At 67.6% G+C, this 23,576-nt stretch carries 20 protein-coding genes; 11 read left to right on the top strand and 9 right to left on the bottom strand.

The features are described from left to right. Window positions 1–99 precede the first annotated feature (99 nt). Both ACYVOK_RS14770 and ACYVOK_RS14765 read left to right on the top strand, forming a co-directional pair. The gene (locus ACYVOK_RS14770; RefSeq protein ID WP_460662956.1) at window positions 100–1,008 is read left to right on the top strand and encodes a hypothetical protein; all 909 of its coding nucleotides are present in this window, start codon (window positions 100–102) and stop codon (window positions 1,006–1,008) included. 97 nt (window positions 1,009–1,105) lie between these two features. Further along, the gene (locus tag ACYVOK_RS14765; protein ID WP_460662955.1) at window positions 1,106–1,324 is read left to right on the top strand and encodes a hypothetical protein; all 219 of its coding nucleotides are present in this window, start codon (window positions 1,106–1,108) and stop codon (window positions 1,322–1,324) included. 201 nt (window positions 1,325–1,525) lie between these two features. Here the strand turns inward: ACYVOK_RS14765 and ACYVOK_RS14760 are convergent, their stop codons facing one another. The 5 genes from ACYVOK_RS14760 to ACYVOK_RS14740 all read right to left on the bottom strand — a co-directional run bounded on the left by ACYVOK_RS14760 (window position 1,526) and on the right by ACYVOK_RS14740 (window position 9,085). After that, a complete protein-coding gene (locus tag ACYVOK_RS14760; protein WP_460662954.1) occupies window positions 1,526–2,962 on the bottom strand; it encodes an alpha-L-fucosidase in 1,437 nt (478 codons plus the stop codon). 65 nt (window positions 2,963–3,027) lie between these two features. Continuing rightward, entirely contained in the window at window positions 3,028–4,713 is a 1,686-nt protein-coding gene (locus ACYVOK_RS14755; RefSeq protein WP_460662953.1) for a type 2 periplasmic-binding domain-containing protein, read from the bottom strand. A gap of 36 nt (window positions 4,714–4,749) precedes the next feature. Then, the gene (locus ACYVOK_RS14750; protein ID WP_460662952.1) at window positions 4,750–5,700 is read right to left on the bottom strand and encodes a carbohydrate ABC transporter permease; all 951 of its coding nucleotides are present in this window, start codon (window positions 5,698–5,700) and stop codon (window positions 4,750–4,752) included. After that, window positions 5,697–6,689, bottom strand: a complete 993-nt coding sequence (locus tag ACYVOK_RS14745; protein WP_460662951.1) for an ABC transporter permease — start codon at window positions 6,687–6,689, stop codon at window positions 5,697–5,699. Before ACYVOK_RS14745 ends, ACYVOK_RS14750 begins: the two co-directional genes overlap by 4 nt. Before the next feature lie 23 nt (window positions 6,690–6,712). Beyond that, on the bottom strand, window positions 6,713–9,085 hold the full coding sequence (locus ACYVOK_RS14740; RefSeq protein WP_460662950.1) for a glycoside hydrolase family 95 protein: 2,373 nt from the start codon (window positions 9,083–9,085) through the stop codon (window positions 6,713–6,715). Between the two features lie 139 nt (window positions 9,086–9,224). Between ACYVOK_RS14740 and ACYVOK_RS14735 the strand changes: the two genes are divergently transcribed. Beyond that, window positions 9,225–10,544 (top strand): L-fuconate dehydratase, encoded by a 1,320-nt coding sequence (locus tag ACYVOK_RS14735; RefSeq protein WP_460662949.1) that lies wholly within the window; start codon window positions 9,225–9,227, stop codon window positions 10,542–10,544. Further along, a complete protein-coding gene (locus ACYVOK_RS14730; RefSeq protein WP_460662948.1) occupies window positions 10,541–11,317 on the top strand; it encodes a FadR/GntR family transcriptional regulator in 777 nt (258 codons plus the stop codon). Before ACYVOK_RS14735 ends, ACYVOK_RS14730 begins: the two co-directional genes overlap by 4 nt. Window positions 11,318–11,386: 69 nt before the next feature. On the opposite strand, the gene ACYVOK_RS14725 is transcribed toward ACYVOK_RS14730, so the two are convergent. Beyond that, window positions 11,387–12,622: an NAD(P)/FAD-dependent oxidoreductase gene (locus tag ACYVOK_RS14725; RefSeq protein WP_460662947.1), complete on the bottom strand. Its 1,236-nt coding sequence runs from the start codon at window positions 12,620–12,622 to the stop codon at window positions 11,387–11,389. 17 nt (window positions 12,623–12,639) lie between these two features. Continuing rightward, entirely contained in the window at window positions 12,640–13,071 is a 432-nt protein-coding gene (locus ACYVOK_RS14720; RefSeq protein ID WP_460662946.1) for a hypothetical protein, read from the bottom strand. 87 nt (window positions 13,072–13,158) lie between these two features. Between ACYVOK_RS14720 and ACYVOK_RS14715 the strand changes: the two genes are divergently transcribed. From ACYVOK_RS14715 to ACYVOK_RS14700, 4 genes are all read left to right on the top strand, one after another. Continuing rightward, a complete protein-coding gene (locus ACYVOK_RS14715) occupies window positions 13,159–13,866 on the top strand; it encodes a helix-turn-helix transcriptional regulator (protein ID WP_460662945.1) in 708 nt (235 codons plus the stop codon). A gap of 236 nt (window positions 13,867–14,102) precedes the next feature. Beyond that, the gene (locus tag ACYVOK_RS14710; RefSeq protein WP_460662944.1) at window positions 14,103–14,756 is read left to right on the top strand and encodes a hypothetical protein; all 654 of its coding nucleotides are present in this window, start codon (window positions 14,103–14,105) and stop codon (window positions 14,754–14,756) included. Between the two features lie 11 nt (window positions 14,757–14,767). Beyond that, entirely contained in the window at window positions 14,768–15,619 is an 852-nt protein-coding gene (locus ACYVOK_RS14705; RefSeq protein WP_460662943.1) for an alpha/beta fold hydrolase, read from the top strand. A 172-nt stretch (window positions 15,620–15,791) separates the two neighbouring features. After that, complete coding sequence (locus ACYVOK_RS14700) at window positions 15,792–18,557, top strand: glycoside hydrolase family 30 protein (RefSeq protein ID WP_460662942.1); 2,766 nt, start codon at window positions 15,792–15,794, stop codon at window positions 18,555–18,557. Window positions 18,558–18,569: 12 nt separating this feature from the next. On the opposite strand, the gene ACYVOK_RS14695 is transcribed toward ACYVOK_RS14700, so the two are convergent. Together ACYVOK_RS14695 and ACYVOK_RS14690 are read right to left on the bottom strand one after the other, a co-directional pair. Then, a complete protein-coding gene (locus tag ACYVOK_RS14695) occupies window positions 18,570–18,899 on the bottom strand; it encodes a cupin domain-containing protein (RefSeq protein ID WP_460662941.1) in 330 nt (109 codons plus the stop codon). A gap of 135 nt (window positions 18,900–19,034) precedes the next feature. Further along, entirely contained in the window at window positions 19,035–19,307 is a 273-nt protein-coding gene (locus tag ACYVOK_RS14690; RefSeq protein WP_460663077.1) for a hypothetical protein, read from the bottom strand. Between ACYVOK_RS14690 and ACYVOK_RS14685 the strand changes: the two genes are divergently transcribed. The 3 genes from ACYVOK_RS14685 (at window position 19,252) to ACYVOK_RS14675 (ending at window position 23,491) form a co-directional block, all read left to right on the top strand. Then, on the top strand, window positions 19,252–20,283 hold the full coding sequence (locus ACYVOK_RS14685) for a YncE family protein (RefSeq protein WP_460663073.1): 1,032 nt from the start codon (window positions 19,252–19,254) through the stop codon (window positions 20,281–20,283). The two genes, ACYVOK_RS14690 and ACYVOK_RS14685, sit on opposite strands and share 56 nt — an antisense overlap. 157 nt (window positions 20,284–20,440) lie before the next feature. Next, window positions 20,441–22,924, top strand: a complete 2,484-nt coding sequence (locus ACYVOK_RS14680; RefSeq protein WP_460662940.1) for a tetratricopeptide repeat protein — start codon at window positions 20,441–20,443, stop codon at window positions 22,922–22,924. A 111-nt stretch (window positions 22,925–23,035) separates the two neighbouring features. Then, window positions 23,036–23,491, top strand: a complete 456-nt coding sequence (locus ACYVOK_RS14675; protein WP_460662939.1) for a hypothetical protein — start codon at window positions 23,036–23,038, stop codon at window positions 23,489–23,491. The last annotated feature ends 85 nt before the right edge of the window (window positions 23,492–23,576 follow it).

Raw genomic sequence — 23,576 nt, 5'->3', positions numbered from 1 at the left:
GATTGTTGCCCACCGCCCCGGTACCCAGACAGTGAGCGATCAGACGCGCATCGCGATCGGCGTTGCGCCTGTCGGACGGGCCACCGCATGGTTGATCACGTGGACGTCGATGCGGCGGTGATCGAGCTGTACGGGCTGCCGCCCGAGCAGTTCACCCCCGCACGCAACGAGCTCGCCAGAGTGGCCAGGGACGCCGGTGACCCGCGGACCAGCGCCGTCATCAAGACTCTCAAGAAGCCCACAGTCGCGGCCTGGCTGGCCAATCAGCTGATCCGCGCCGCCCCCGACCAGATCAACGACCTCACCGAACTCGGAGAACAACTGCGCCAAGCGCAGATCTCCGGCGACGGTGCACGGCTGCGCCAGCTGACCCCACACCGCCACCGGTTGGTCCAGCAGCTGGTCAAGACGGCTCGAGCGCTGGCGCGTGACCACGGGCGCCCGGTGAGTCAGCAGATCGCGCAGCGACTGACCGAGACTCTCGACGCGGCCGTGGTGGACCCCGGCGCCGCGCAGCTGCTGCGGTCCGGACAACTCACCAGCGCGCTGCGCCACGTCGGTTTCGGCGTCGTCGACGAGACCGGCGGATTCGCCGAACTCGCCCCGATCAAGCCTCGGGTAGTCCGCAGTACCCGACCCAAAGTGCCGGAGAAGAAGACCACCACCACCCGTCCGCGGCGAGCCCCGAAGGTGGACCGCACTCTCCAGAAGCGCCGCTCCGAACTCGAGTCTCGGGCGAAGGAGGCCGAGTCGGAGTACGCGGCCGCCGAGGCAGAACGGGCCGAGGCCGAAGCGCAACTGAGCGCACACGACCACCACATCGCGGACCTGGAAGCCACCATCGAACGCCTCGCGGAGTCGCTGGAACGGGCGCGCCAGGAGTTGCGAGACGCCAACCGCCGGACCAGGCGACTTCAGGTCGAGCTGGCGCGCACAACCAGAAACGCGGCGATCGCCCAACGTCGCCGCGACGCGAACCAGCAAACGCTCGCGAGGCTCGAGGACTGACCGTCTTCGGACCGCGGCCGCCGCTGCCGGCTGAAATTGTCGGTGCCAGGACCGATCATCTCTGTATGGGTCAGGGCGGTCGGCGGCTGGTCTGACAATGACCGACAGCCGACGCACGATCAGGCTGTCCGGTGGTCCCGGTCACGGCCAGGTCTTCTACGTCGACGACTGGGAGGAACGTCGCCGCGCGGCCCGGCGAATGGGCCGCACCCCGGACGACATCCGCGGCTGGGCCCTCGCCTATCACCCCGCCGGCGACGGCACCGACGTCTGGATCTGGGTAGACCCGCGCCCCCCGCGTGAACGCAATGCCTAACCGTCGAAGCTTGCGCAAGGTACGTCGCAAGGCGGGGTAACACAATCTCGTCCAAGCCGGGCCGAGACCTCGACGACGTACACCGTGGTCAGAAGCTAGATAATTGCCACCAGCAATGGTTCGGAAATCCGGCGGCGAGAACGGGCAGCCGCACCGACACGGTTGGTGAGCCCTGAACCAGCCCCCGGATGGTCGTTGCGGTCAGCCGGTGCGGAGGTCGAGCGCGAGGCAGTTGGCGACGTCGACCGGCCGGGTGTCGGGTAGTCGGACGACCAGGATGCCCTGAGCTTGCTCGAACGGAACTGGGCCGTGGCCGAGCAGCGTCACGCCGGTCACCATCTCATGGTCAGCGAGGCTACGTATCACTGCCCGTCCGTCGCTCGGCCAAGCCATCTGGAATGCGTAGACCGTGTCGTCCCGGCGGGTGAAGCGAAAGTCGGCCGCCGTCCACCTCACGCGATCCTCGGTGAACCCGTCGATCATCACGCTGGACGGCCCCTCTCCGAAGACCCGGAACGGTCGAGTGCTGTAGATGCCGTCACCGCACACCCGCATCCACGCGCCGAGGTCGTCGAGAAGCTGCCGGCATTCGGCGTCGAGCGTGCCGTCCGGCAACTGCGGGACGTTGAGCAGGAGGTTGCCGTTCTTCGACACGATGTCGACCAGCATCTCGATCACGTGGCCAGAGGTCTTGTAGACATCGCGAACGTTGTAGAACCAGTCCCCGACCGACGTGTCCGTCTGCCACGGTGCGGGGTGGATGCCAGGCGTCTGGCTCCGTTCGATGTCCATCACGCCGACCGTGCTCACTTCAGGTCGACGATCCTTCTGCTGGTAGACAGCACGGTTGATGCCGTGGATCCGCGCGCTGGTGTTGTAGAGATGAGCAACCGCACCGAGACCCGGCGCGTAGTCGACCTCGCCGAACGGCAACGGACCGTCGGAGTACAGGAGGTCGGGCTGGTACCGGTCGATCATCTCGGTCACCGCTTCGAGCCAGTAACGACGCCACTCGGGATCGTCGCAGTACCACGGGTCCGGCACCTCCACGTCGTCTGCCGGCAGATACCGACTGTTGTCGAGGTAGAAGTCCCGGTAGGCCGGATCGGTTCCGTCGTACGGCACACCCGCGAAGGGACCGTGCTTGTCGCTGCCCTTGTTGACGGCCATCCATCCGAGCGCGGCACCGAGATGCTCGGTGATCCCGAACGGCAGTCCGCGCCCGTCCGCGGCCGCCTTCCACAGGCCCACGATGTCCTTGCCCGGGCCGACCTTCAGCGAGTTCCAGGGATTGACGGTCGACTCGTAGTTGAAGAAGTTGTCGTGGTGAACGGCCTGCGCCACGAAGTACCGTGCGCCGGCCGCGACGAACCGGTCCATCAGCTCTTCGGGGTCGAACCGCTCCGCCCGCCACAGCCGTACGACGTCCTTGTAGCCGAACTCCGACGGATGGCCGTACGTCCTCAGATGGTACCGATACTGATCGGTGCCTTGCCGATACATGTGCCGGGCGTACCAGTCACCGTAGCGCGGCACGGACTGGGGTCCCCAATGTGACCAGATGCCGAGTTTCGCGTCCCGGAACCAGTCAGGGCACTCGAAGGTGGCCAGGGACTCGAAGGTTGCGTCGAACGGCACCGTCGCTCCTCGTCAGTGATGGGAGTGTGGACCGGCCGGCACACTCCGGCCGGTCCAGGGTCGACCTACTTGTTGGGCATCTTGTCGTACGCGGTCTGCTGGATTTCCAGGTAACGCTTCAGGCCGAGGCCCTCGAGGCCCTTGACGTAGGCGTCCCAGTCGGACTCGATGTTCTTCGAGCCGGTGATGAACTGCAGGGCGTTCTGCTGGACGTAGTTGTCGATGTTCGTCTGGAGCGTCGCGACTTCAGTCGCCAGCGACGGATCGATCCACACCTTCCAGAACGGGTAGATCTGTGACTTGTCCTCCTTGCCCGCGTAGAGCTTGGTGGCCTCGAACAGGCGCCGCTCGTACCCGGCCTGGCTGTAGATGTCGGTCGCGATCGCCTCGGAATTCCGGAACTTCTCGGTGTTGTTGTACTGCGCCATCGCTCCCCACCCGGAGTTTCGCGGCGGCGAGCCGGGCTTCTGCGGGATCTGCTTGAACGTCGGCTTCAGTGACTTGTCGAGCGCGACGTCCCCGGGCTGTGGCTTCTGCCAGGCCTTGCCCTCGCTGCCGAACTGCCCGTTGATCTGTCCCTCGTCGGTGAAGATGTAGTCGAGCAGCTTGATCGCCTGGATCTGCTCCTCCGGCGTGGCCTTGTTCGTCAGCACGAACGTCGCACCGGGCGCACTCGGGAAGTTGTACCCGGCGTAATTCACCCCCTTCGGTCCGGTGAGCGGCGGAACCGCGTCGTACTGCTTGTCCCGGCCGTCGGGCACCCCGATGCTGACCGCCTCGCCCAGGTGCAGGACGGTGGTCGAACCGAGCATGGGCACCTTGCCACCGTCACCCTGCTGGGTCAGCGCGTCCGCGTTCTGGGTGAAGGCGCCCTTGTCGATCAGGCCCTCCTTGTAGAGCGAGTTCAGGTACGCCAGACCCTCACGCCAGCCGTCCTTGTTGGCCTGCACGTCGACCTTGCCGTCGTTCAGGACCAGCGTCGAGTTGTTGTAGCCGCTGGCGCCCTGCGGGTTGTAGATGAAGGCGTTCATGAAATACGCGAGCGGCGGCGTCCGCACGCTCGCGCTGAGCGGGACCTCGTCCGCCTTCCCGTTCCCGTTCGGGTCTCGCGTCTTGAACGCCCGCAGCACCTCCCGCATCTCCTCGGTGGTCTTCGGCTGCTGCAGGCCGAGCTTCTTCAGCCAGGCCGAGTTCATCCACAGCTTGCCCTGGTACGAGCAGTGGTAGCAGTCGACCCATTGCGGCATGCCGTAGATCTTGCCGTCCGGCGCGGTCGCCATCGCCTTCCACTCCGGCTCCGCGTCGAGCGCCTTCTTGATGTTCGGCGCGTACTGGTCGATCAACTGGTTCAGCGGTACGAGGACACCTTGGTTGCCCAGCTTCAGTAGCTCGGTCGGCGTGAACTGGTCGACCCACGGAATCAGCATGTACGCGTCCGGGTAGTCGCCGCTGGCCAGCGAGATCTGCCGCTTCTCCTTGGCCGGTCCGGCATCGAACGTGGTGGTCTGCCACTTGAAGGTGATGTTGAACTTCTGCTTCGCGAGCTTCGTGAAGTCGTTCGTGGCCAGGTTGGTCTCGGCGCCCTGTGGCGCGAAGACGTCCAGTGTCACGGCCGGGTTGCCGGTCACGGTGGGCAGTGGCTTGCTCTCGTCCGCCGTCGTACCGGATCCGCTGCACGCGGCCAGACCGAGTGCCAGCACACAGAGCCCGGCGACCGCCGCGGACTTGGTTCTCCTGAGCTGAGTTGTCATGTTGTCCCTCACAGGGGGTAGAGGTGGTGCGAAGGATCAGCCCTTGACGGCGCCGATCATGATTCCCTTGGTGAAGTAGCGGGCGACGAACGGGTAGATCAGCAGCACCGGCACACTGGCCACGACGATCAGCGAGTACTTGAGCAGATCCGCCAGTTGCTGCCGCTGCAGGACGACGGAAGCGTCGATCGCGCCGCCGCTGTAGGTGTTGAGGATCAGGATGTTGCGCAGTACGAGCTGCAGCGGGAACAGGTCCGGGTTCTTCAGGTAGATCAGCGCGTCGAAGTACGAGTTCCACTGCGTGATCGCGTACATCAGCGCGACCACGGCGATCATCGGCTTGGCCAGCGGGATCACCACCGACCAGAGGAACCGCAGGTCGCCGCAGCCGTCCAGCTGCGATGCCTCGACCAGCTCCTCGGGGATCACGGTGCGGAAGTACGTCCGCGCGATGATCACCTGCCAGACCCCGATGGCCTGCGGGACGATCAGTGCCCAACGGGTGTCCAGCAGTCCGACCTGCTGGACCACCAGGTACGTCGGGATCAGCCCGCCGGTGAACAGCATGGTGAACAGGATCAGGCTCATCACCAGGTTCCGCCCGACCAGGGTCCGGCGCGACATCGGATACGCGATCGCGATCGTCATCACGACACTGACGATCGTGCCGACGACCGTGTAGAACAACGAGTTCGCGTAGCCGCGGAGAATCTGCGGGTTCTCGAACACCGCGTCGTACCCGCGCAGCGAGAACTCCACCGGCCAGAACAGCACCCTGCCCGACGACACCGCCTCAGGGCTGCTGAACGAACTCGCCACGATGTAGAGCAGCGGCATCAGAACGACTGCCAGGAACACCGTCAGCAGCAGATAGACACAGAACATGAAGATCCGGTCCGTGCGCGACTCCCGGATCCGCCGCGCCCGCGACGCACGCCGCTCCTTCCGCGCGCTCACCCGCGTCGCGGTCTCACTCCCGGCGCTCATGACCACAGTCCGTTTCCGGTGATGCGCTTGGCGACCATGTTCACGCCGAGCAGCAGGACCAGGTTGATGACAGAGTTGAACAGACCGACGGCGGTGGCCAGGCTGAAGTCGGCGTTCAGCAGCCCGGTCTTGTACACGTAGGTGGCGATGATCTCGGACTCACTCAGGTTCAGCGGGTTCTGGAACAGGAAGGCCTTCTCGAACCCGATCGCCATGATGTTGCCGACGGCAAGAACCAGGATGATCACCGCGGTCGGCATGATGCCCGGAAGATCCACGTGCACGATCCGCTGCAGCCGGCTGGCGCCGTCGATCTTGGCCGACTCGTGCAACGCGGGGTCGACCCCGGCCAGCGCCGCGAGGTAGATCACCGCGGAGTACCCGGTCGTCTGCCAGACGTCGGACCAGACATAGATGTGCCGGAAGTAGTCCGGGTCACCGAGGAAGTCGATCGCCGGCACCCCGAAGAACCCGAGCCCTTCGTTGACGATGCCGAGCCGCGGCGACAGCATCAGGATCGTCATCGACACCACGACCACCGTCGAGATGAAGTACGGCGCGTAGGTCACCAGCTGGACCGACTTCTTGAACAGACCGGTGCGCACCTCGTTCAGGGCCAGCGCCAGGATGATCGCGAACGGGAAGCTCGCCGCGACGGTGTACACCGACAGCAGGAACGTGTTCTTCAGCAGGGTCCAGAACACCGGGTTCTGGAAGAACAGCTCGAAGTTCTGCCAGCCGACCCACGGACTGCCCCAGATGCCCCTGACCACGTTGTAGTTCTTGAACGCCAGGACGGCGTTCGACATCGGGATGTACTTGAACACCACGAACCAGATCAGCGGCACGACCATCAGGAGATAGAGAGTCCAGTGCCGGCGCAGACTCCGCCGCAGACCGGTGATCGTGGTGCGTTCACGCCGTCGGCGTCGCCGTTGCGGGGCCGGTGCTTCGCCGACGGGCGGCGGGATGCTCGTCAGGACTGCCATCAGGGTCTCCTCCCTCGGACCGGTCAGCTGAAGCCGAGACGGTGGGATGTGCGCGCACTCAGCTGGACTGCGATCCGCTCATGGCCGTAGCGGACGACGCGCTCCTGGTCCCGATCCGCGGTGAGCACCACGTCGACACCACCCGTGCTCCAGGCGATGTCGACCGTGACGCCGCCACGGGCGCGGAGACCCGTCACCCGGCCGGTCGGCCAGTCGTCCGGCCGGGCCGGCAGTACCTCGATCTCCCCGGTGTGGCTCTGCAGGAGCATCTCCGCGATCCCGGCGGTCGCGCCGAAGTTGCCGTCGATCTGGAACGGCGGGTGTGCACAGAAGAGGTTCGGGTAGACGCCGGCTCCGCTGCCGACATAGTCCGTGCCGGTGTCGTCCGCCGGCGTCAGGAACGCCCGGACCAACCGGTGCGCGCCGGCGGAGTCCCGCAGCCGCGCCCGCAGGTTGATCTTCCAGGCCAGCGACCATCCGGTGGCCTGGTCACCACGCAGGTCGAGCGTGCGCGCGGCGGCTGCCGCGAGGGCCGGGGTGCCGTCGGGGGTGATCGCGTCGCCGGGGTGAAGGCCGACCAGATGCGACATGTGCCGGTGGTGCGGGTCCTCCTCGGGCAGGTCGGCGGCCCACTCCTGCAGTTGCCCGCGGCTGCCGATGGGCGGCTCGGGGATCCGCTTGCGGGCCAGGACGAGACGTTCCACCAGTGGATCGATCAACCCGAGCAGTCCGGCGGCCTGCGCACACCGGTCGAACAGGTCGGAGATCAGTGCGAGGTCCATCGTCGCCGAGACCGTGACCGACGCCGGTTCGCCGTCATCGGCCAGGTAGTCGTTCTCCGGCGAGGTGGACGGCGACGTACCCAGGCTGCCGTCCGGCAGTTCGACCAGCCAGTCCAGGCAGAACTCCGCGGCGCCTCGAAGGATCGGCCACGCCCGGCCGAGGAACTCCAGATCGCCCGTGAAGGCGTAGTGATCCCACAGATGGCGGACCAGCCAGGCACCGGCCATCGGCCAGTTGGACCACCTCGGATCGCCCTCGACGGGAAGCGTCCAGCACCAAGCGTCGGTGTTGTGATGTGCCGTCCAGCCGCCACAGCCGTACCGGTCCTCCGCCGTACGACGACCTGCCTCGGCGAGGTGCCCGAGAAGGTCGAGCAGCGGCTCGTGGCACTCGGGCAGATTCGTCGTTTCCGCCGGCCAGTAGTTCATCTCGGTGTTGATGTTGACCGTGAAGTTCGAGCTCCACGGCGGCCGGAGGATGTCGTTCCAGATCCCCTGCAGGTTGGTCGGCAGTCCACCGGGACGCGAGCTCGCGACCATCAGGTAGCGCCCGTAGTTGAACACCAGAGCCGCCAGCGCCGGGTCATCGCCATGCTGGGTCAACCGCGCGTCGGTCGGCAGATCCGCGCAGTCCCGCGCTCCGGTCAGCTCGAGCGACGATCGGCGGAACAGCTCCTGGTGGTCCGCGGTGTGCTCGGCGCGGAGTTCGTCGTACTCATGGCCCAGCGCGGCCAGCACCCGCTCGTCAGCCGCTGTCCAGCATTCCTCCGCCGTCCGGGTCGGCGGTGTCGACGGGCCGTCGTACCCGGTGGCTGTGGAGAGGATCAGAGTCACTTCGCCGGCTCCCCGGATGGTGAGACCGGTCTCGTCGGCGGTCACCTCACCGTCGGTCCGCGAGCGCAAGGCGATCGCCGCTGACATGCCACGATCCGGGCCGTCGGAGTACCGGATCGGCTCCGGTACGTCGCGATGCGGTGGCGCGACATCAGCCGGGGCCTGCAGTAGCAGTCCGACCCCGCCGTCGGCGAGCTGCGGCCGCGAACGTAGCTGCGAGGTGAGCCACGCCGTGACACTGAGCGCGGCTGACTTCGATGACGTGATGCGCAGGACCAGCACCCCGGCCGGTGCGCTCACGAACACGTCCTGCCGGACTGCCACTCCCCCGATCTCGTACTCCGCCGACGCCGTTGCCGTGTCGAGATCGAGTTCTCTGCGGTACTGCGCTACGTCGCCGGCAGCCGGCGTGGAGCCGTCGATCGCGATGTCGAGCAGCAGATCGCCGAGCGGCAGGTATGCCTGCGAGTAGCCGGAATGGAATCCGCGGGCCAGCTCATGTGCGCGCCGGAGGTCGCCGGCAGCCAGAGCCGCACGCACTGCCTGCACCGCCTCGGCTCCGACGGCGCCGAGCGGCTCCGACAGCAGGCGCGCCGTCTCCGGACCGCCTGACCACAGAGTCTCGTCGTTCAAACCGATCCGGTCGGCTCCGACGCCACCGAAGCACATCGCGCCGATCCGGCCGTTGCCGAGCGGCAACGCCTCCAGCCAGGTACCGGCGGGCCGGTCGTAGTACAGCCGGTTCGCAGCCGTCCGGTCCGAGCCCACCAGGTCGCTCATCCCAGCACCTCCAGCGAGGGTTGTATAGGAGAATCATCATATGAATTCAGTGGATCGTAGCGCTGAGGCGGCGCATGGTCCATACTGAAGCGCGTCTGAGGGCGAAATCATCTAATCTATCGGAGCAGCAGGGGGTCTCATGCCACGCATCACGTCGGTGGAGGTCGTCGACGTACGTTTCCCGACTTCGCTCACCCGCGACGGCTCCGACGCGATGAACAAGGACGGCGACTACTCGGCCGCCTACGTCGTCCTGCACACCGACGACCCGAAGCTGACCGGGCACGGCTTCACGTTCACGATCGGGCGCGGCAACGACCTGTGCGTCGCTGCGGCGGCACAACGCGGCCGCCCCTTGGTCGGGCGGGACGTCGACGAGCTCAGCCGCGACTTGGGTGGGATCTACCAGGAGCTGCAGTCGGACACGCAACTGCGCTGGCTCGGGCCGGACAAAGGCGTCGTACACCTGGCGCTGGCCGCCGTCATGAACGCCGTCTGGGACCTGGCCGCGCGGCGAGCCGGGAAGCCGCTGTGGCGACTCCTGGCCGATATGTCACCCGAGGAGCTGGTCGCGGCCGCCGACCTGCGGTACCTGTCGGATGTGCTCACGCCGGAGCAGGCGGTCGCGCTCCTCGCCGACCGCGAACCGGGCCGGGCGCAGCGGATCAAGGAACTCGAGGCCAGCGGGTACCCGTGCTACACCACATCGGCCGGCTGGCTCGGGTACTCTGACGACAAGTTGCGCCGGCTCTGCGAAGAGGCCGTCGCGGCCGGCTACAAACACGTCAAGCTCAAGGTGGGCGCCGACCTGACCGACGACATGCGCAGATGCGGTATCGCCCGCGAGGTGATCGGTCCGGGCGGTCATCTGATGATCGACGCGAACCAGGTCTGGGACGTGCCCGAGGCGATCGAGTGGGTCAAGGCCCTGGCCCCGTTCGGTCCGTTGTGGATCGAGGAGCCGACGCATCCCGACGACATTCTCGGGCACGCCGCGATCCGCCGGGCGGTCGCGCCGATCGGCGTCGCCACCGGCGAGCACGGCATGAACCGGATTCTGTTCAAGCAGCTGTTCCAGGCCGGCGCGATCGACTACTGCCAGCTCGATGCCGCCCGGTTGGGTAGCGTCAACGAGGTTCTCGCCGTGTACCTCCTGGCTGCCTCGTTCGACGTACCGGTGTGCCCGCACGCGGGCGGAGTCGGCCTGTGCGAGTTGGTCCAGCATCTCGCGATCTTCGACTACGTGGCGGTCTCCGCCTCACTGGACCGCCGCGTCACCGAGTACGTCGACCATCTGCACGAGCACTTCACCGACCCCTGCATCGTCCGGAACGGGGCCTACCTGCTGCCCTCCGCGCCCGGGTACAGCGCCGAGATGCGCAGACCGTCGCTTGCGAGGTACACGTTCCCGACCGGATCCTACTGGGCGTCGCAGGACAGCGCGGAGTCGGTGGCATGACAGCCGGCGTCGGGCCCCGCCGGGAACCGAGCGCCCCGGCGGACGACGGCCGGACAGCCGCTCGCGTCGGTGTCTCGCAGACCGACGTCGTCGTCCAGGGCATCAAGAAGCTGATCATCGACGGCGCGCTCCGGCCGGGTGACCGCCTGCCGGTCGAGAAGGACCTGGCCGAGGCGTTGGGAGTCTCCCGCGGTCCGCTGCGCGAGGGTGTCCGTGCGCTGTCCATGATGGGTGTGCTCGAAACCCGGCAGGGCGACGGCACCTACGTCACCGCCCTCGACCCATCGTTGCTGCTGGCACCGATGGGCTTCGTGGTGGACTTGCAGGACCACAGCGGCGCGCACCACCTGCACGCCGTACGGCGAATGCTCGAGACCGAGGCGGCCGGACTGGCGGCGACCCGGATCAGCGAGGAGGCGCTCGCCGCGGCCGACGAGATCCTGCGCCGGACCGAGGCCGAACTGACCGACGGCGTGCCGGACCACGAGGCCCTGATCGACAACGACATCGCGTTCCACCGCGTCATTGCCCAGGCGTGCGGCAATCCGGTGCTGTCGGCGCTGATCGAGGCTCTCGGCGGACGGACCACCCGCGATCGACTGTGGCGCTCGATCAGTCAGGAAGGCGCCGACGAAGCCACCCACGGCGAGCACCGGGCCATCCTCGATGCCCTGGCGGGTCGCGACCCCGACCGGGCCCGCGTCCGGATGGCCGCCCACCTGTTCGGCGTCGAGGACTACCTCCGCCAACGTCCACCCGGCCACGACCTCTGAGGACCGTTCCATGCCGTCGTTTGCGGCACCCTGGCCGGGTGACTCGCCGGCGGGTTGGTGTGGGTCCCGTCAGGCCATGGCGCCGGCCGCCAGGGACACTGAGGTGTCCGCCAGCCGGTCCGCGTCGACCGGTTGCCGCGTGCGGATGAGTTCCTGGACCGGTCCGATGCCGTCGTCCCAGAGATTGATGTGCATTCCTGCGACCACTCGGTCATCGGCCAGCCAGAACGCGTGGAACGCCTGCTTCTCGACCGCTCCGCGGATCACCAGCCGGTCGTAGCCGTCCGGGCCGATCAAGCCGCAGAACTCCATCCCGACGTCGTACTGATCGGTGAAGAAGTACGGAAGCTCGTCATAGGCGACCCGTTCACCCAGCATCGCCCTGGCCGCGACCGGCGCCGCCTTCAGCGCGTTGTCCCAGTGCTCGACCCGCAACTGCCCGCCGTAGAAGGGACGATGCGAATTCGCCACATCGCCGACCGCGTAGATGTCCCGGTCATCGGTGCGCAGCGACTCGTCGACCAGGATCCCGTTGTCGCAGCTCAGACCCGCATGCTGCGCGAGTTCGGTGTTCGGAATCGCGCCGATGCCCACCACCACCGCGTCGGCCGCGAACTCGCTGCCGTCGTCGGTCACGACACCGGTCACCCGGCCGGTCCCCCGAAACTCGGTCACGTTGCACCCGAGCCGCAGGCCGACACCGTTGCGCAGGTGCAGCGACGCGAAGAAGGCGCCCATCTCGGTCCCGAGCGCGGCGACCAGGGGCGTCGGCTGTGGATCGACGATCGTGACGTCACAGCCGTACTCGCGGGCGGCGGCCGCGGTCTCCAACCCGATCCAGCCGGCGCCCACGACAACGATCCGCCCGCCGCCTCGGAGCGCCTCGCGCAAGACGTCGGAGTCACCGACCCGGCGCAGGTAGTGGATGCCGTCGAGATCCGCCCCCGGCAGCCGGAGACGTCGCGGCGACGCCCCTGTTGCCAGCAGCAACTTCGCGTAACCGATGCGATCTCCGGTGTCGAGCTCGACCTCGTGGGCGACACGGTCCAGCCTCGTCGCGCGGTGGCCCAGCAACAACTCGACGCCGTGTTCGGCGTACCAGGGCTCCTCGTGAACGTAGATCTTGTCGCGTTCGTCCTTGCCCATCAGGTAGCCCTTGGACAGCGCGGGCCGCTGGTAGGGACGCTCGGTCTCGTCACCGATCAGGACGATCCGCCCGCGGAAGCCATGCTCCCGCAAGGCCTGGGCCGTCTTGGCACCCGCCAGGCTCGCGCCGACGATGACATAGCTTGGTTCTTCGGTCATGATCGCCTCCGGCCGGCTCAGGAGCCGTGGCGGGCAGGTGCGTACCGGGTGGCGAGCCGGGCCAGCGCGACGGCGGCGACCAGGAGCCCGAAGTCGCGCAGCGCGACGTCATAGAAGCCTGGGATCGTCAGCAGGTTGAGGATGATGCCCGCGAGCCAGGCCGCAACGATCAGCCCGCCGTACCGCGGGATCAGAGCGACGGCGACGCCGGCGACGATCTCGATGACACCGACGGCATACATCGCGTCCTGACCGGACCCCGGAACGATGTCATCGATCCACGGGGCCAGATAGCCCGGCCAGTCGGTCAGCAGATTGGCGAACTTGTCCAGGCCGAACACGATCGGCGCCACCGTGAAGACCGTTCGCAACACCAGGAACGCCTGATACGCCGGGTCGGACAACGCCTCCCGGCGTGCAGTGCGGGTGCTGGGCACCTCAGTCGTCATCGCTCCCACTCCTTCTAAAGTAGATACATCTTGACTTTAGAAGCCTGCGTGGTTTTCGTCAATGGGACTTGGCTTTAGAGTGGTCCCGTGGACGGCTCGCGGGAGGCTCGGATCGTGGCGGTCGCGGCGTTGGAGGAGCCGACGCGACGGCGGCTGTACGACCACGTCGTACGCCAGGCGGGTCCGGTGACCCGGGACGAGGCTGCCGCCTCCTTGGGTGTCCCCCGCTCCACCGCCGCCTTCCACCTCGACAGACTCGCCGACGAAGGCCTGCTCGAAGTCGTTTTCGAACGCCGCACCGGGCGATCCGGGCCCGGTGCCGGACGACCGTCGAAGCTGTACCGCCGCTCCAGCCGGCACGTCGGCGTATCGCTGCCCGAACACCGCTACGACCTGGCCGGCAGCCTTCTTGCCACGGCGATCGAAGATGCCGAAACCTCGGGAGAGTCCCCGCGAGCAGCCCTCGAACGGCGTGCGCGCCAAGTAGGTGCCGAGCTGGCCGCAGCAGCCACCGTCACCGGCGCGACTCCTGAGACGGACAGCCGAGCCACCGTGATGCACCTCCTCGAGGAACACGGCTTCGAACCGCGCGCCGAAGCGAACGCCATCGTCCTCGGCAACTGCCCGTTCCACGCGCTGGCCCAGCAGCACACGGACCTGGTCTGCGAAATGAACCTGTGCCTGCTCGAAGGACTCCTGGCCGGACTGGGCTCCACCCACCTGACAGCCCACCTCAAGCCGCACCCAGGGCGATGCTGCGTCCGCCTCGAGGCGGACGCGTCCCAAGCCTCCTAGCCCAGAACGAAGCGACGACCAGGACCTCACCGCCGTCCTGGCGCCGCCGATGTGAGTAGCGGGTGAGCATTTCGCACGATGCGGCGGCGACTCGAGCGGCGGACGCTGGGGGCACCAAGTTGTCCGATCGGCCGAGAGGGTTTGCCATGGATGCCCTGACGAGGGGAACGCGGGTTGAGCGTGTTCACAACCCACCGAGTGCGCCGACACGCGATCTACGGCGGTTCCAGCGCATCGTGGCGGGGATCGTCCTGGTCGTTCCGGCCAGCTCGGTGACGATCGCCCGCCTGTTCATGACCGATGACTCCGACACGCGCAGGGCGCTGGACCAGATCGCGGCGGATCCCAGCGACCAGCGTGTCGTCGTCTGGCTGGGGTTTCTGTCCGCGCTCACCGTCGTCCCCGCCTTTCTGGCCCTCGCTCGGCTGGCCAGACGCCGGCGCCCGGTTCTCACCACCATCGCCTTGGGGATCAACCTGGCGGCTTACCTGGGCGGCTACGCGATGTTCGCCATCGACGGCCTCTACCTGGCCGGAGCCGCCGTTCCGGCGCAGCAACGAGACGGCGCCGCCGCCTTGATCGACGCGACCTGGTCCAGCGGTGCGTCCGGGCTCAGTACGGCGATGTTCGTGATCGGTCATGTTCTCGGTGCGATCCTGATGGGCCTCGCGCTGCGAGGCAGCATCCCGACCGTCGGATGGCTGGCGATGATCTTGTCGCAGCCGGGTCACGTGGTCGCGTTCGTCGTCTTCCAGAACGTCGTCATGGATTCGGTGGCGTGGGGCCTGATGGCGCTGTGCTTCGCGATCGCCGCCGTCACCGTCCTGCGCACACCCGACCACGAGTGGGACCTGCCACCGCGCCCGGCCGGTACGACGGAACGCGGCTGAGGACGGCCGCCATGGTCACGTGGTCGCGGGCGAGCACATCCGCCGGACAGACGTTCGTGTTCACCGAGCACGGTGTGGGACCACTCGTCGTGTTCTGGCACGGCTTTCCCGATACGCCGTACAGCTGGACAGGCATCACCGGCAAGGTTGCCGCGGTCGGCTACCGAACCATCGCGCCGTGGCTGAGGGGCTACCACCCAGAAACCGCCGTCACGGGACTCGACTACCGAGCACTGCACCTTGCGGAGGAAACCGGCAAGCTCCTCGACGCCCTGGGCGAGGACACCGCCGTGGTCGTCGGGCACGACTGGGGAGGAATACTGGCCTACGGGGCAGCCTCTCTGACACCAGGACGTATCCGTGGTCTGGTACCGATCTCGTTCCCACTGCCGGACCTGATACCCCGATCGCCCGCCTTCTTCTGGAGGGTCCGCCATATCGCACGTCTGAAACTGCCGAGAGCGGCACACGCTGCGCGCCGGGACGACTTCGCCTACATCAACGAACTCTACCGACGGTGGGCGCCCAACTGGTCAGGCCCAATCAGGGAGAAAGCGGTCGCCGAGGTCAAGGCCTGCTTCCAGACCCCCGCTTCGCTTGAAGCCGCCATCCAGTACTACCGCGACATGTCCCCCAGAACTCCACCGGAGGTGACGCAGCCTCCCACCATGCCCGGGCTCGTCGTCGGCGGCGCTGAAGACCTGGCTCCGCCGGCCACCATCAAGCAGACAGCTGCCGTACTTGGCGAGGATTGGGATTATCTGATCATCGACGGCGCGGGCCACTGGCCACATCTCGAGAACGAATCGGCGTTCACGGATGGCCTGATCGACTTCCTTCGTAGGCTGCCTACGTCCTCATGAGCTCAACAGGCCGTCCGCCGCTCGGCGCGGCGTGCCTGAGCGGTTGTGGTGGGGTTTGATCGAATGCGTTCGGAGTCTTGTTGCTGATGCCGGGTGCGGATGAGCCTGTCTCTGCGCCTCTCGTCCGGACCGGGTGAGAGGACTTGGGCATCTGGCACTGGGAGGCAGCAGCATGCTTGGCAAGATCCGGTGGCGCCGGGCGGCGTCCGTGGCGCTGATCGCTACGTCCATCTGGGCCACTGCGCCTTCCGTCGCCACCTCGGTGAACGAGACCAGTGACCCGGGAACGCTCCCGGCGCTGTCCTTCGGCGACGACGCCACCCCTTGGAAGGACATCGTCGTCGACGGCGACGATGTGGAGCGAGACGCCGACGGGAACGCGTACAACGTCTTCGGCGGCTTCGGCTCGGTCTCCTGCAACAACACGTCGCGGCTGTTGCTCGACTATCGCGAGGAGAACCCGGCGGCGTACTGGCGGATCCTCAACCTCCTGTTCAACCGGCGGACCGGTGCGGGTCTGAACCACATCAAGGTCGAGCTCGGCTCGGACACCGACACCTCGTCCGGCGCCGAGCCCGCGACGAAGCGCAGCGCGGACGAACCGGCGAACGTCCTGCGTGGCGCAGGCTTCCGGCTGATCGCGGACGCGAAGAAGATCAACCCGCACGTCAAGGTCGAGGCGCTGCGCTGGGGCGAGCCGTCGTGGACCGGCAACCGTCCGGCCGACCGGTACCGGTGGTACAAGGAGACGATCGACGCCGCCTACGACACGTACGGCGTCAAGTTCGACTACATCAGCCCGTCGCAGAACGAGGTGAGCATGAACCACCTCGCCTCCGAACTCGGCTGGGTGGTCGACTTCGCGCAACGGCTGGAAGCGGATGCCCGGGCCGACGACGCCCGCTACGACTACTCCAAGATCAAGGTCGTCGCGATGGACTCCTACCGCAACGGCGAAACGGTCTCCGCGGCCATCCTGAACAGTGCGGCGGCACTCGGCCAGATCGATGCCATCGGCATCCATTACACGATCGGGGGCGGGCCGAACCTCACCAGGCTGAACAAGGAGTACGGCAAGGAGATCCTGTACTCCGAGGGTGTCGCGCCGATGATCGACCCGGAGTACCGCATCAACGCCCAGCCGGAGCGGGGCGGGATCGGGGGGACGGTCGGTGCGGTCGACATCGCGGATCGGTTCATCAACGCCTACCGGTGGTCCGGCTCCGGTAACCACCCGGCGCACATGACGTCCTTCCTCTTCCAGCCGGCGGTGAGCGCCCTCTACGAGGGGTCGTCGTACTCGCCCAAGCATCTGATCCGGGCCTCCGACCCGTGGTCCGGTTACTACGAGGGCGGCGTCGGGATCACTCTGGTGCGGCACTTCATGCAGTTCATCGACCAGGGGTGGGAGTACATCGAGGGCGCCAGTTACGGAGACGGAACGTTCGCCGACGGCGGCACCGCGGTCGACTCGAGTACCCGTACGTACCTGACACTGCGGGAGCCGGCGAAGCCGGCCGACGCGAATACCGACCGCCGCGGCACCGACTTCACCCAGGTCCACGCCAACAACACCAGCAAGGCCCGGTACTTCGAGGTCAAGGTGACCGATCTCGGCACCACTTCGAAGACACCGCTCTACCTCTGGCAGACCAAAGGACCGGACGACGCCGCCAGGCAACCGGTCGACGTGAACCACTTCAAGAACATCGGGTACGTCACGCCGGTGCGCTCGGAGACGGGTGACAACGGCAGCAGGTACTTCGTGTACCGCATCAAGGTCGAGCCGTACTCGATCCTCACCATGTCGTCGCAAGCCCGCGGGATCCACCGTTCGGCCAAGGACTACACCACTGGCGAGTACGCGCCGAACGCCGAGAACTCACCGCTTGCGCTCCCGTATTCCGACGACTTCGAGTACGCCGGCTATCCGACCGAGAACGTCAACGGCGTCGACATGACCTACCTGGAGCGGCGAGGAGGAACCCCGCGCTACACGGCCGACCAGAACGGCGCCTTCGAGGTGGTCGAGTCCGGCGACGGCAACCACGACAACGTCCTCCAGCAACGCATCCACGCAGACAACCGCGGCTACACCTGGAACGTCTGGGGCGACGGATCCCAGAACCGGCTCTCGACGGCGACACCGGCGACGATCCTCGGCGATCACACGTGGGCGAACTACCGCGCGTCCATCGATGTGCGCTTCGACCGGACGGTCCGCAACCCGGCCCTTCCCAACTTCGCCGGGCTGGGGGTACGGCAAGTGGTGACCCAGGGATCGGATCTCGCCGCCTACGCCCTGCGCCTGTCCCCCGCCGGCGCCTGGCAACTGCGCAAACTCGACACCGTCGTCGCTTCAGGCACCATCACGGGCTTCGACCCGGACGCCTGGCACCGCATCTCGCTGGAGGCGAAGGAGAACCAGATCACCCCGGCCGTTGATGGTTCCGTGCTGACGACCTGGACCGACTCGGCGCCGAACCCGGTCATGGCAGGTCGCATCGCGCTCACCTCCGGCTACTACCAGAACAGCTGGGACAACCTTTCCGTCGAACCGGTCGAGGGCCACGCCTGGCGTTCGGACAAGCTGGACGACACAGCATCGGGCCTCACCTACACCGGCGCGACGCAGTTCCAGCAAGTGGGTTTCGCGAACTACAACAGAACGTTGCACGTGCTCAGCCCGGGTGCATCGGTGACCGTGCCGTTCCAGGGTGCGGAGCTCAACATCTTCGGAGCGACCGCACGGGCCACGCTCGACGTAGCTGTCGACGGTGCACCCGCCCAGCGGATCACCGTCGGTGCCACCGGCACGCGCCAGACGTCGTACTGGCTCCGCGGGCTCACGACCACTGATCCCCACAGACTGACGGTCACCGTCGTGACGGGCACGTTCACCGTCGACGGCATCGACATCCTGGGAGGGCCGGAGTAGTGCGGGCTCGGTTCAGTGCAAGGCGACCGTGAGCAGGAGGACAGACGGCTCGAGGGCTTCGACGTCGTGGCGCTGCGGGGGTACGGCGACCAGGTCACCTGGACCGAGCTCGATCTCCGCATCGCCGGCGTGCACCTGGACCCGACCTCGCAGGACGTACACCGAAGCGTCCCCGGGACTCTTGTGCTCAGCCATCACCCGGCCCGCGGCCAGCGCGATCAGCGTCTGCCGAAGGCGGGCACCCGGCCTGCTGTAGACCGTGACCGAACTGCGCCCGCTCTCGGCGGACACTGCTTTGGCGAGCACCTCAGCAGACAGTTCGTCAATCGACGCAGCATCCATCAACAGATGATTGCACGACACGGCTGCCCGGGCCCTGCATCGGACCCGGGCAATGTCACTCGCGCCGCCTGGCCGGCAGCGCACGAGACCAGTTCTCGACCGGCCCGTCGCTCACCAGTGATCGCCGATCGGCCGCTACGCTGACTGAATGCGCAGGCACAGCGCGATTCCCGTCCTGCTTCTCTCAGCCACGGCGCTGACCGCAGCCGGGTGCTCGGATTCTGCCTCGGCGCCGTCGTCGGCACCGGCCTCCACCGTCTCGGCGGGCGCAGCCTCGCCGACGCCAACGCCGACGCCGACATCCGCGAGCCCGCCGGCACCAAGCGCCACACAGTCGTCACCGACTCCGAGGATCCCAGCCAGCACGCGGTACAAGGACCCGGCCGCCCAGCTGGTCCGCTCGGTCAACCGCTATGCCACCGGACGGGCTCCCAAACAGGTGGCATTCACGCCGAACGGCAAAGAACTCTGGGTGACGCTGCTCGGTGGCGATGGCGTTGCGGTGCACAACGCGGTGTCCGGGGCCAAGCTCGCCGGCATCCGCCTGGGCCGGCACGGCGGTGCTGTCGAGGTGACCTTCACGCGTGACGGGAAGACCGCATACGTCTCGCAGATGGAGACAGGCACCGTCTGGCAACTCGACGTGGCCTCGCGGAAGGTGCAGCGCAGCCTGGACGTCAAAGGTACCTGGACGAAGGTACTGGCGCTGTCGCCGGACGAACGCACGTTGTATGCCGCGAACTGGACCAGCAACGACGTGTCGGTGATCGACGTACGATCCTGGCAGGTCCGAAAGGTTCTGCCCACCGTGCGCACTCCGCGCGGTCTCTACCCCGCGCCGGACGGCCGGACCCTCTACGTGGCCGGCTACGAGAACGGCGAGGTCGCGCGGCTCGACCTTCGCAGCGGCCAGCAGAAGATCCTGCTCCGCACCGGCGGCGCGATGCGGCACCTGGTCGGCGACGGACGGCGGCTCTATGCCAGCGACATGGGCACCGCCTCCGTGTACGTCGTCGACCTGACGTCCGGCAAGGCACAGCGGCTGGCAAAGGTCGACGATCATCCCAACACCATCGACCTCAGCCCGGACGGGAGGGTGCTGTATGTCTCCTGCCGTGGCCGTAACAACCCCAAGAGCTACTACATCCCGGGTCCCGAGTGGGGTTCGGTGGTCGCGCTGGACGCCAGGACCGGGCGGCCGCTGGACGCGATAGTGGCCGGCAACCAGACCACCGGCCTTGACGTCAGCAACGACGGCGGTGTGCTGGCCATCTCCGATTTCCTCGACAACCGGATCCGGATCTACACCATCCCGCCGTACCAGCGGCTCGCCCAGGGGAAAGGTGGCTTCTGGTCGGGCCACCATGCCCAGCTGGCCAAGTAGGGCCCTCGACCCCGCGGAAGTTCTGCCGCGCCGAGTTGTCGCGTTCCGTGTGCTGAGGCGTTAGCCTCACCCGGCGAGCAGGTTCGGGGGGAACCACGGGGGAGGCGCACGCAGTATGTCGAGAACCGCACCGCCACGGCCGGATGACGTCGCGGGGATGGCTGAATTCGGATCCCGCCTGCGCGAATTGCGCGTCTGGTCGGGCGTGTCCTATCGCGAGTTGCACCGGCGGATCGTCAAGAGCCGCACGGCACGTGGAGTCGCCGAGGTCCCCGCGTACGACACGGTGTACCGCTGCCTTCAGCCCGGTCGCAGCCGCCTGGACGTCGAGCTGGTCGTCGATGTCGTCCGGGCTTTGACCGGCGACGCGGACGAACAGGCCGTCCTCGCCTGGCGGCAGGCCTACCAAGTGGTCAGCGGAGCTGCCTCCGACGCGGCCGTGGTGAACGTGACCGACCGGCTTCCCGATGACCTCGACCTCTTCACCGGCCGCGCAGAGGCGCTCGCCCGGCTGCGGCGGTCCGCCTTCGGGCGGTCGGAGCCGGTGGTGATCGCGGTGGACGGGATGGCGGGAGTCGGCAAGACCCGGTTGATCGTGCACGCCACGCACCTGATGACCGGTGTCGACCAGGTTCTCGCGGTCAATCTTCGTGGCTTCGACCCGCGCGAACCGGCCGAACCGGGCGCGGTACTGGAAGCGTTCCTCCGCCTGCTCGGGGTCCGGGTCACGCGGCTGCCAGGGGGCGACCACGCCACCCGTACGGCGAAACTCGGCGACGTCCTCGCGGACAGGCGATCCGTCATCCTGCTCGACAACGCCGCCTCCGCCGATCAGGTCGAACCCCTCCTGCCCGGCGTACCCGGCAGCGTCGTCCTGGTCACCAGTCGGCGGCGACTCGACTTGCCCGGTGCGGAGCGGCTCCACCTCGGCCCGTTCACCCCGGCAGAGTCCGACGAACTGCTGCGGAAGTCGATCGGGTCTGCCCGGATCGGCGCCGACCCCGAGACCGCTCGGCGCATCGCCGTACAGGTCGGTCAGTTGCCGCTCGCGCTCGCGCTGGTCGCGGGCCGGATCGAGGCCACGCCGGCCTGGAGTCTGACCGATCACCTCGAGCGGCTGGCCGAACGCGGCCGGACCCTGTGCCTGGACGATGCCGTCGAGATCGCGCTCGCCCAGTCGTACGCAAGTCTCCCGCCGAGCCATCGCACTTTGCTCCGGATGCTGGCGCTGCACCCGGGCGCCGACTTCGACGCCTCCGCGGCGGCCGTGCTCGCGGGCGCGGACGTGGCCGCAACGTCAACCCTGCTTGGCGACCTGCTCACCGGAAGCCTGCTGCAACAGCGCTCCCCCGGTCGGTTCGAGCTGCACGATCTGGTCCGGGTGTATGCGGCGAAACGCGGCGGCGACGAGGACCCGGGGAGCGCCCGCCGGGCGGCGTTCACCCGGTTGGTCGACCACTACCAGGCGATGGCCGCCGTGGCCATGGCGGTCTACGCGCCACATGAGACCGATTGGCGTCCGCGGGTGCCGCCGTCCGTCGTACCGGTGGTGGAACCACCGGACCGAGAGGCCGCCCTGGCCTGGCTGGAGGCCGAGAGGGTCAACTTGGTGGCCTGTGGTCTCCGCGCCGCCGAGCAGGATCTGGCCGACCACGCGGCCGACCTGTCGTCGATCCTCTATCGCTATCTCGACGACGCCGGCCACTACGCCGACGGTGAGGTGCTGCATGCGGGTGCCGCCCGAGTCGCTCCGCGCGCCCTGCGCGGGAAGGCCCTGAGCAGTCTCGGGGTCGCCTACTGGCGGCTCGGCAAGTTCGGGGAGGCCCGCGAGGTGTACGCCGAGGCACTCGCCATCGCGACGGCTGCCGGTGATCATCGCGAGCGCATCCGTGCCCTGATCAACCGGGGCCTGGTGCTCGAACGGGTCGGCGCGTACGACGACGCCCGTGGGGACTACCTGCAGGCGATCGAGATCTCGGCCATGATCGGCTCCCGGCTCGCGACGGCCCACGCTCTGCACAACGTGGTGCACCTGGCCGAACGACTCGGCCGGTACGACGAGGCCTATGAGCGGGCCCAGGAGTGCCTCTCGATACTGCGCGAGACGGGTGACCGGGTGACGGAGGGACGCGCGCTGAACAGCAGGGCGGCCGTCAATCTGAGTCTCGGGCGGCTGGACCAGGCACGGGCGGATGCGGAGGAGGCGATCGCCATCGCGCGCGAGGTAGCGAACCGCACCGGCGAGGCTTACGCGCTGATCACCCTCGGCCGGGCCCTCGGCGCGCTGGGCGCTCTCGAGCCGGCGCGGGCGCGGCTGGAGCTGGCCCTGCTGATCGCCCGCGAGGTCGCGAACCGGGACGCCGAGGCAGTCGCGCTGAACGAGTCCGGCACCTTGGACTGTGCGGCTGGATCACCCTCGGCCGGGCTCGACCGGCATCGGACCGCGCTGGCCATCTCCGAAGAGCTGGGCGATCCGTACGAGCAGGCGCGAAGCCACCAGGGCTGTGCCCGGGCCCTGGTCCTCCTCGGCAACGCTCGGGCTGCCCGGTGCGAGCTCCGCCTGGCGCTGGCCCTCTTCGACCGCCTGAACACCCCCGAGGCCCAGACCGTCGCCACCCATCTGGCCACCCTGTCCGCCTAGTTCGGCTTGACCGGATTCGATCGGGAAGTGGGACGCCGCCGCTCCGGCAGGGTGAGCATGGGGCACTGTCCGTGACCGGACAGCTACCGCCCAATGAGAAGGAGTTCGGATATGCGATTCCCCATCAGAGCCCTCGGTATCGCGGTGGGCTCGGCCGCGCTGCTCAGTGTCGGCCTGACGCCCGCCATGGCCGCGGACGGTCATGTGTACGCCCGGGTCTACACGTATCCGTCCGGCGGTACGTCGGGTGGCGAGACCGACGCGGACCTCAACTTCACCGCGGCCCGTTCCGTAACGTACAACAACTGGACCATCAACGACGTCTGTCCGGGTGATGGCTACCGCGTCATCGCGCGTGCACGGGCACAGCTCCGCAACGGCACCTTCGCCAACGGCGTGTGGCACGAGGACGACGGTCTGTGCGAGAGCGACGAGTGGGGTCCGTACGACGGCAAGGAGCTGAACACCAGCGGCGACATCATGAAGGCCGGCCTGCAGGTCTGTGTCGACCTCGGCGACACGCTGAAGTGCCACGCGGAGTTCCGGGACAACCCGCACACCTCGTAACCACGCGCACCGCGACCGTCGGCCGGCCTCGGCCCCCCGAAGGCCGGCCGATGGTGGATGGCGTCTCTGGTCCTGAACTCGGGTA

The sequence above is a fragment of the Kribbella swartbergensis genome, from assembly GCF_054784135.1.
The sequence above is the reverse complement of the archived record's forward strand: the minus strand, read 5'-3'. Positions and strand labels throughout refer to the sequence as shown.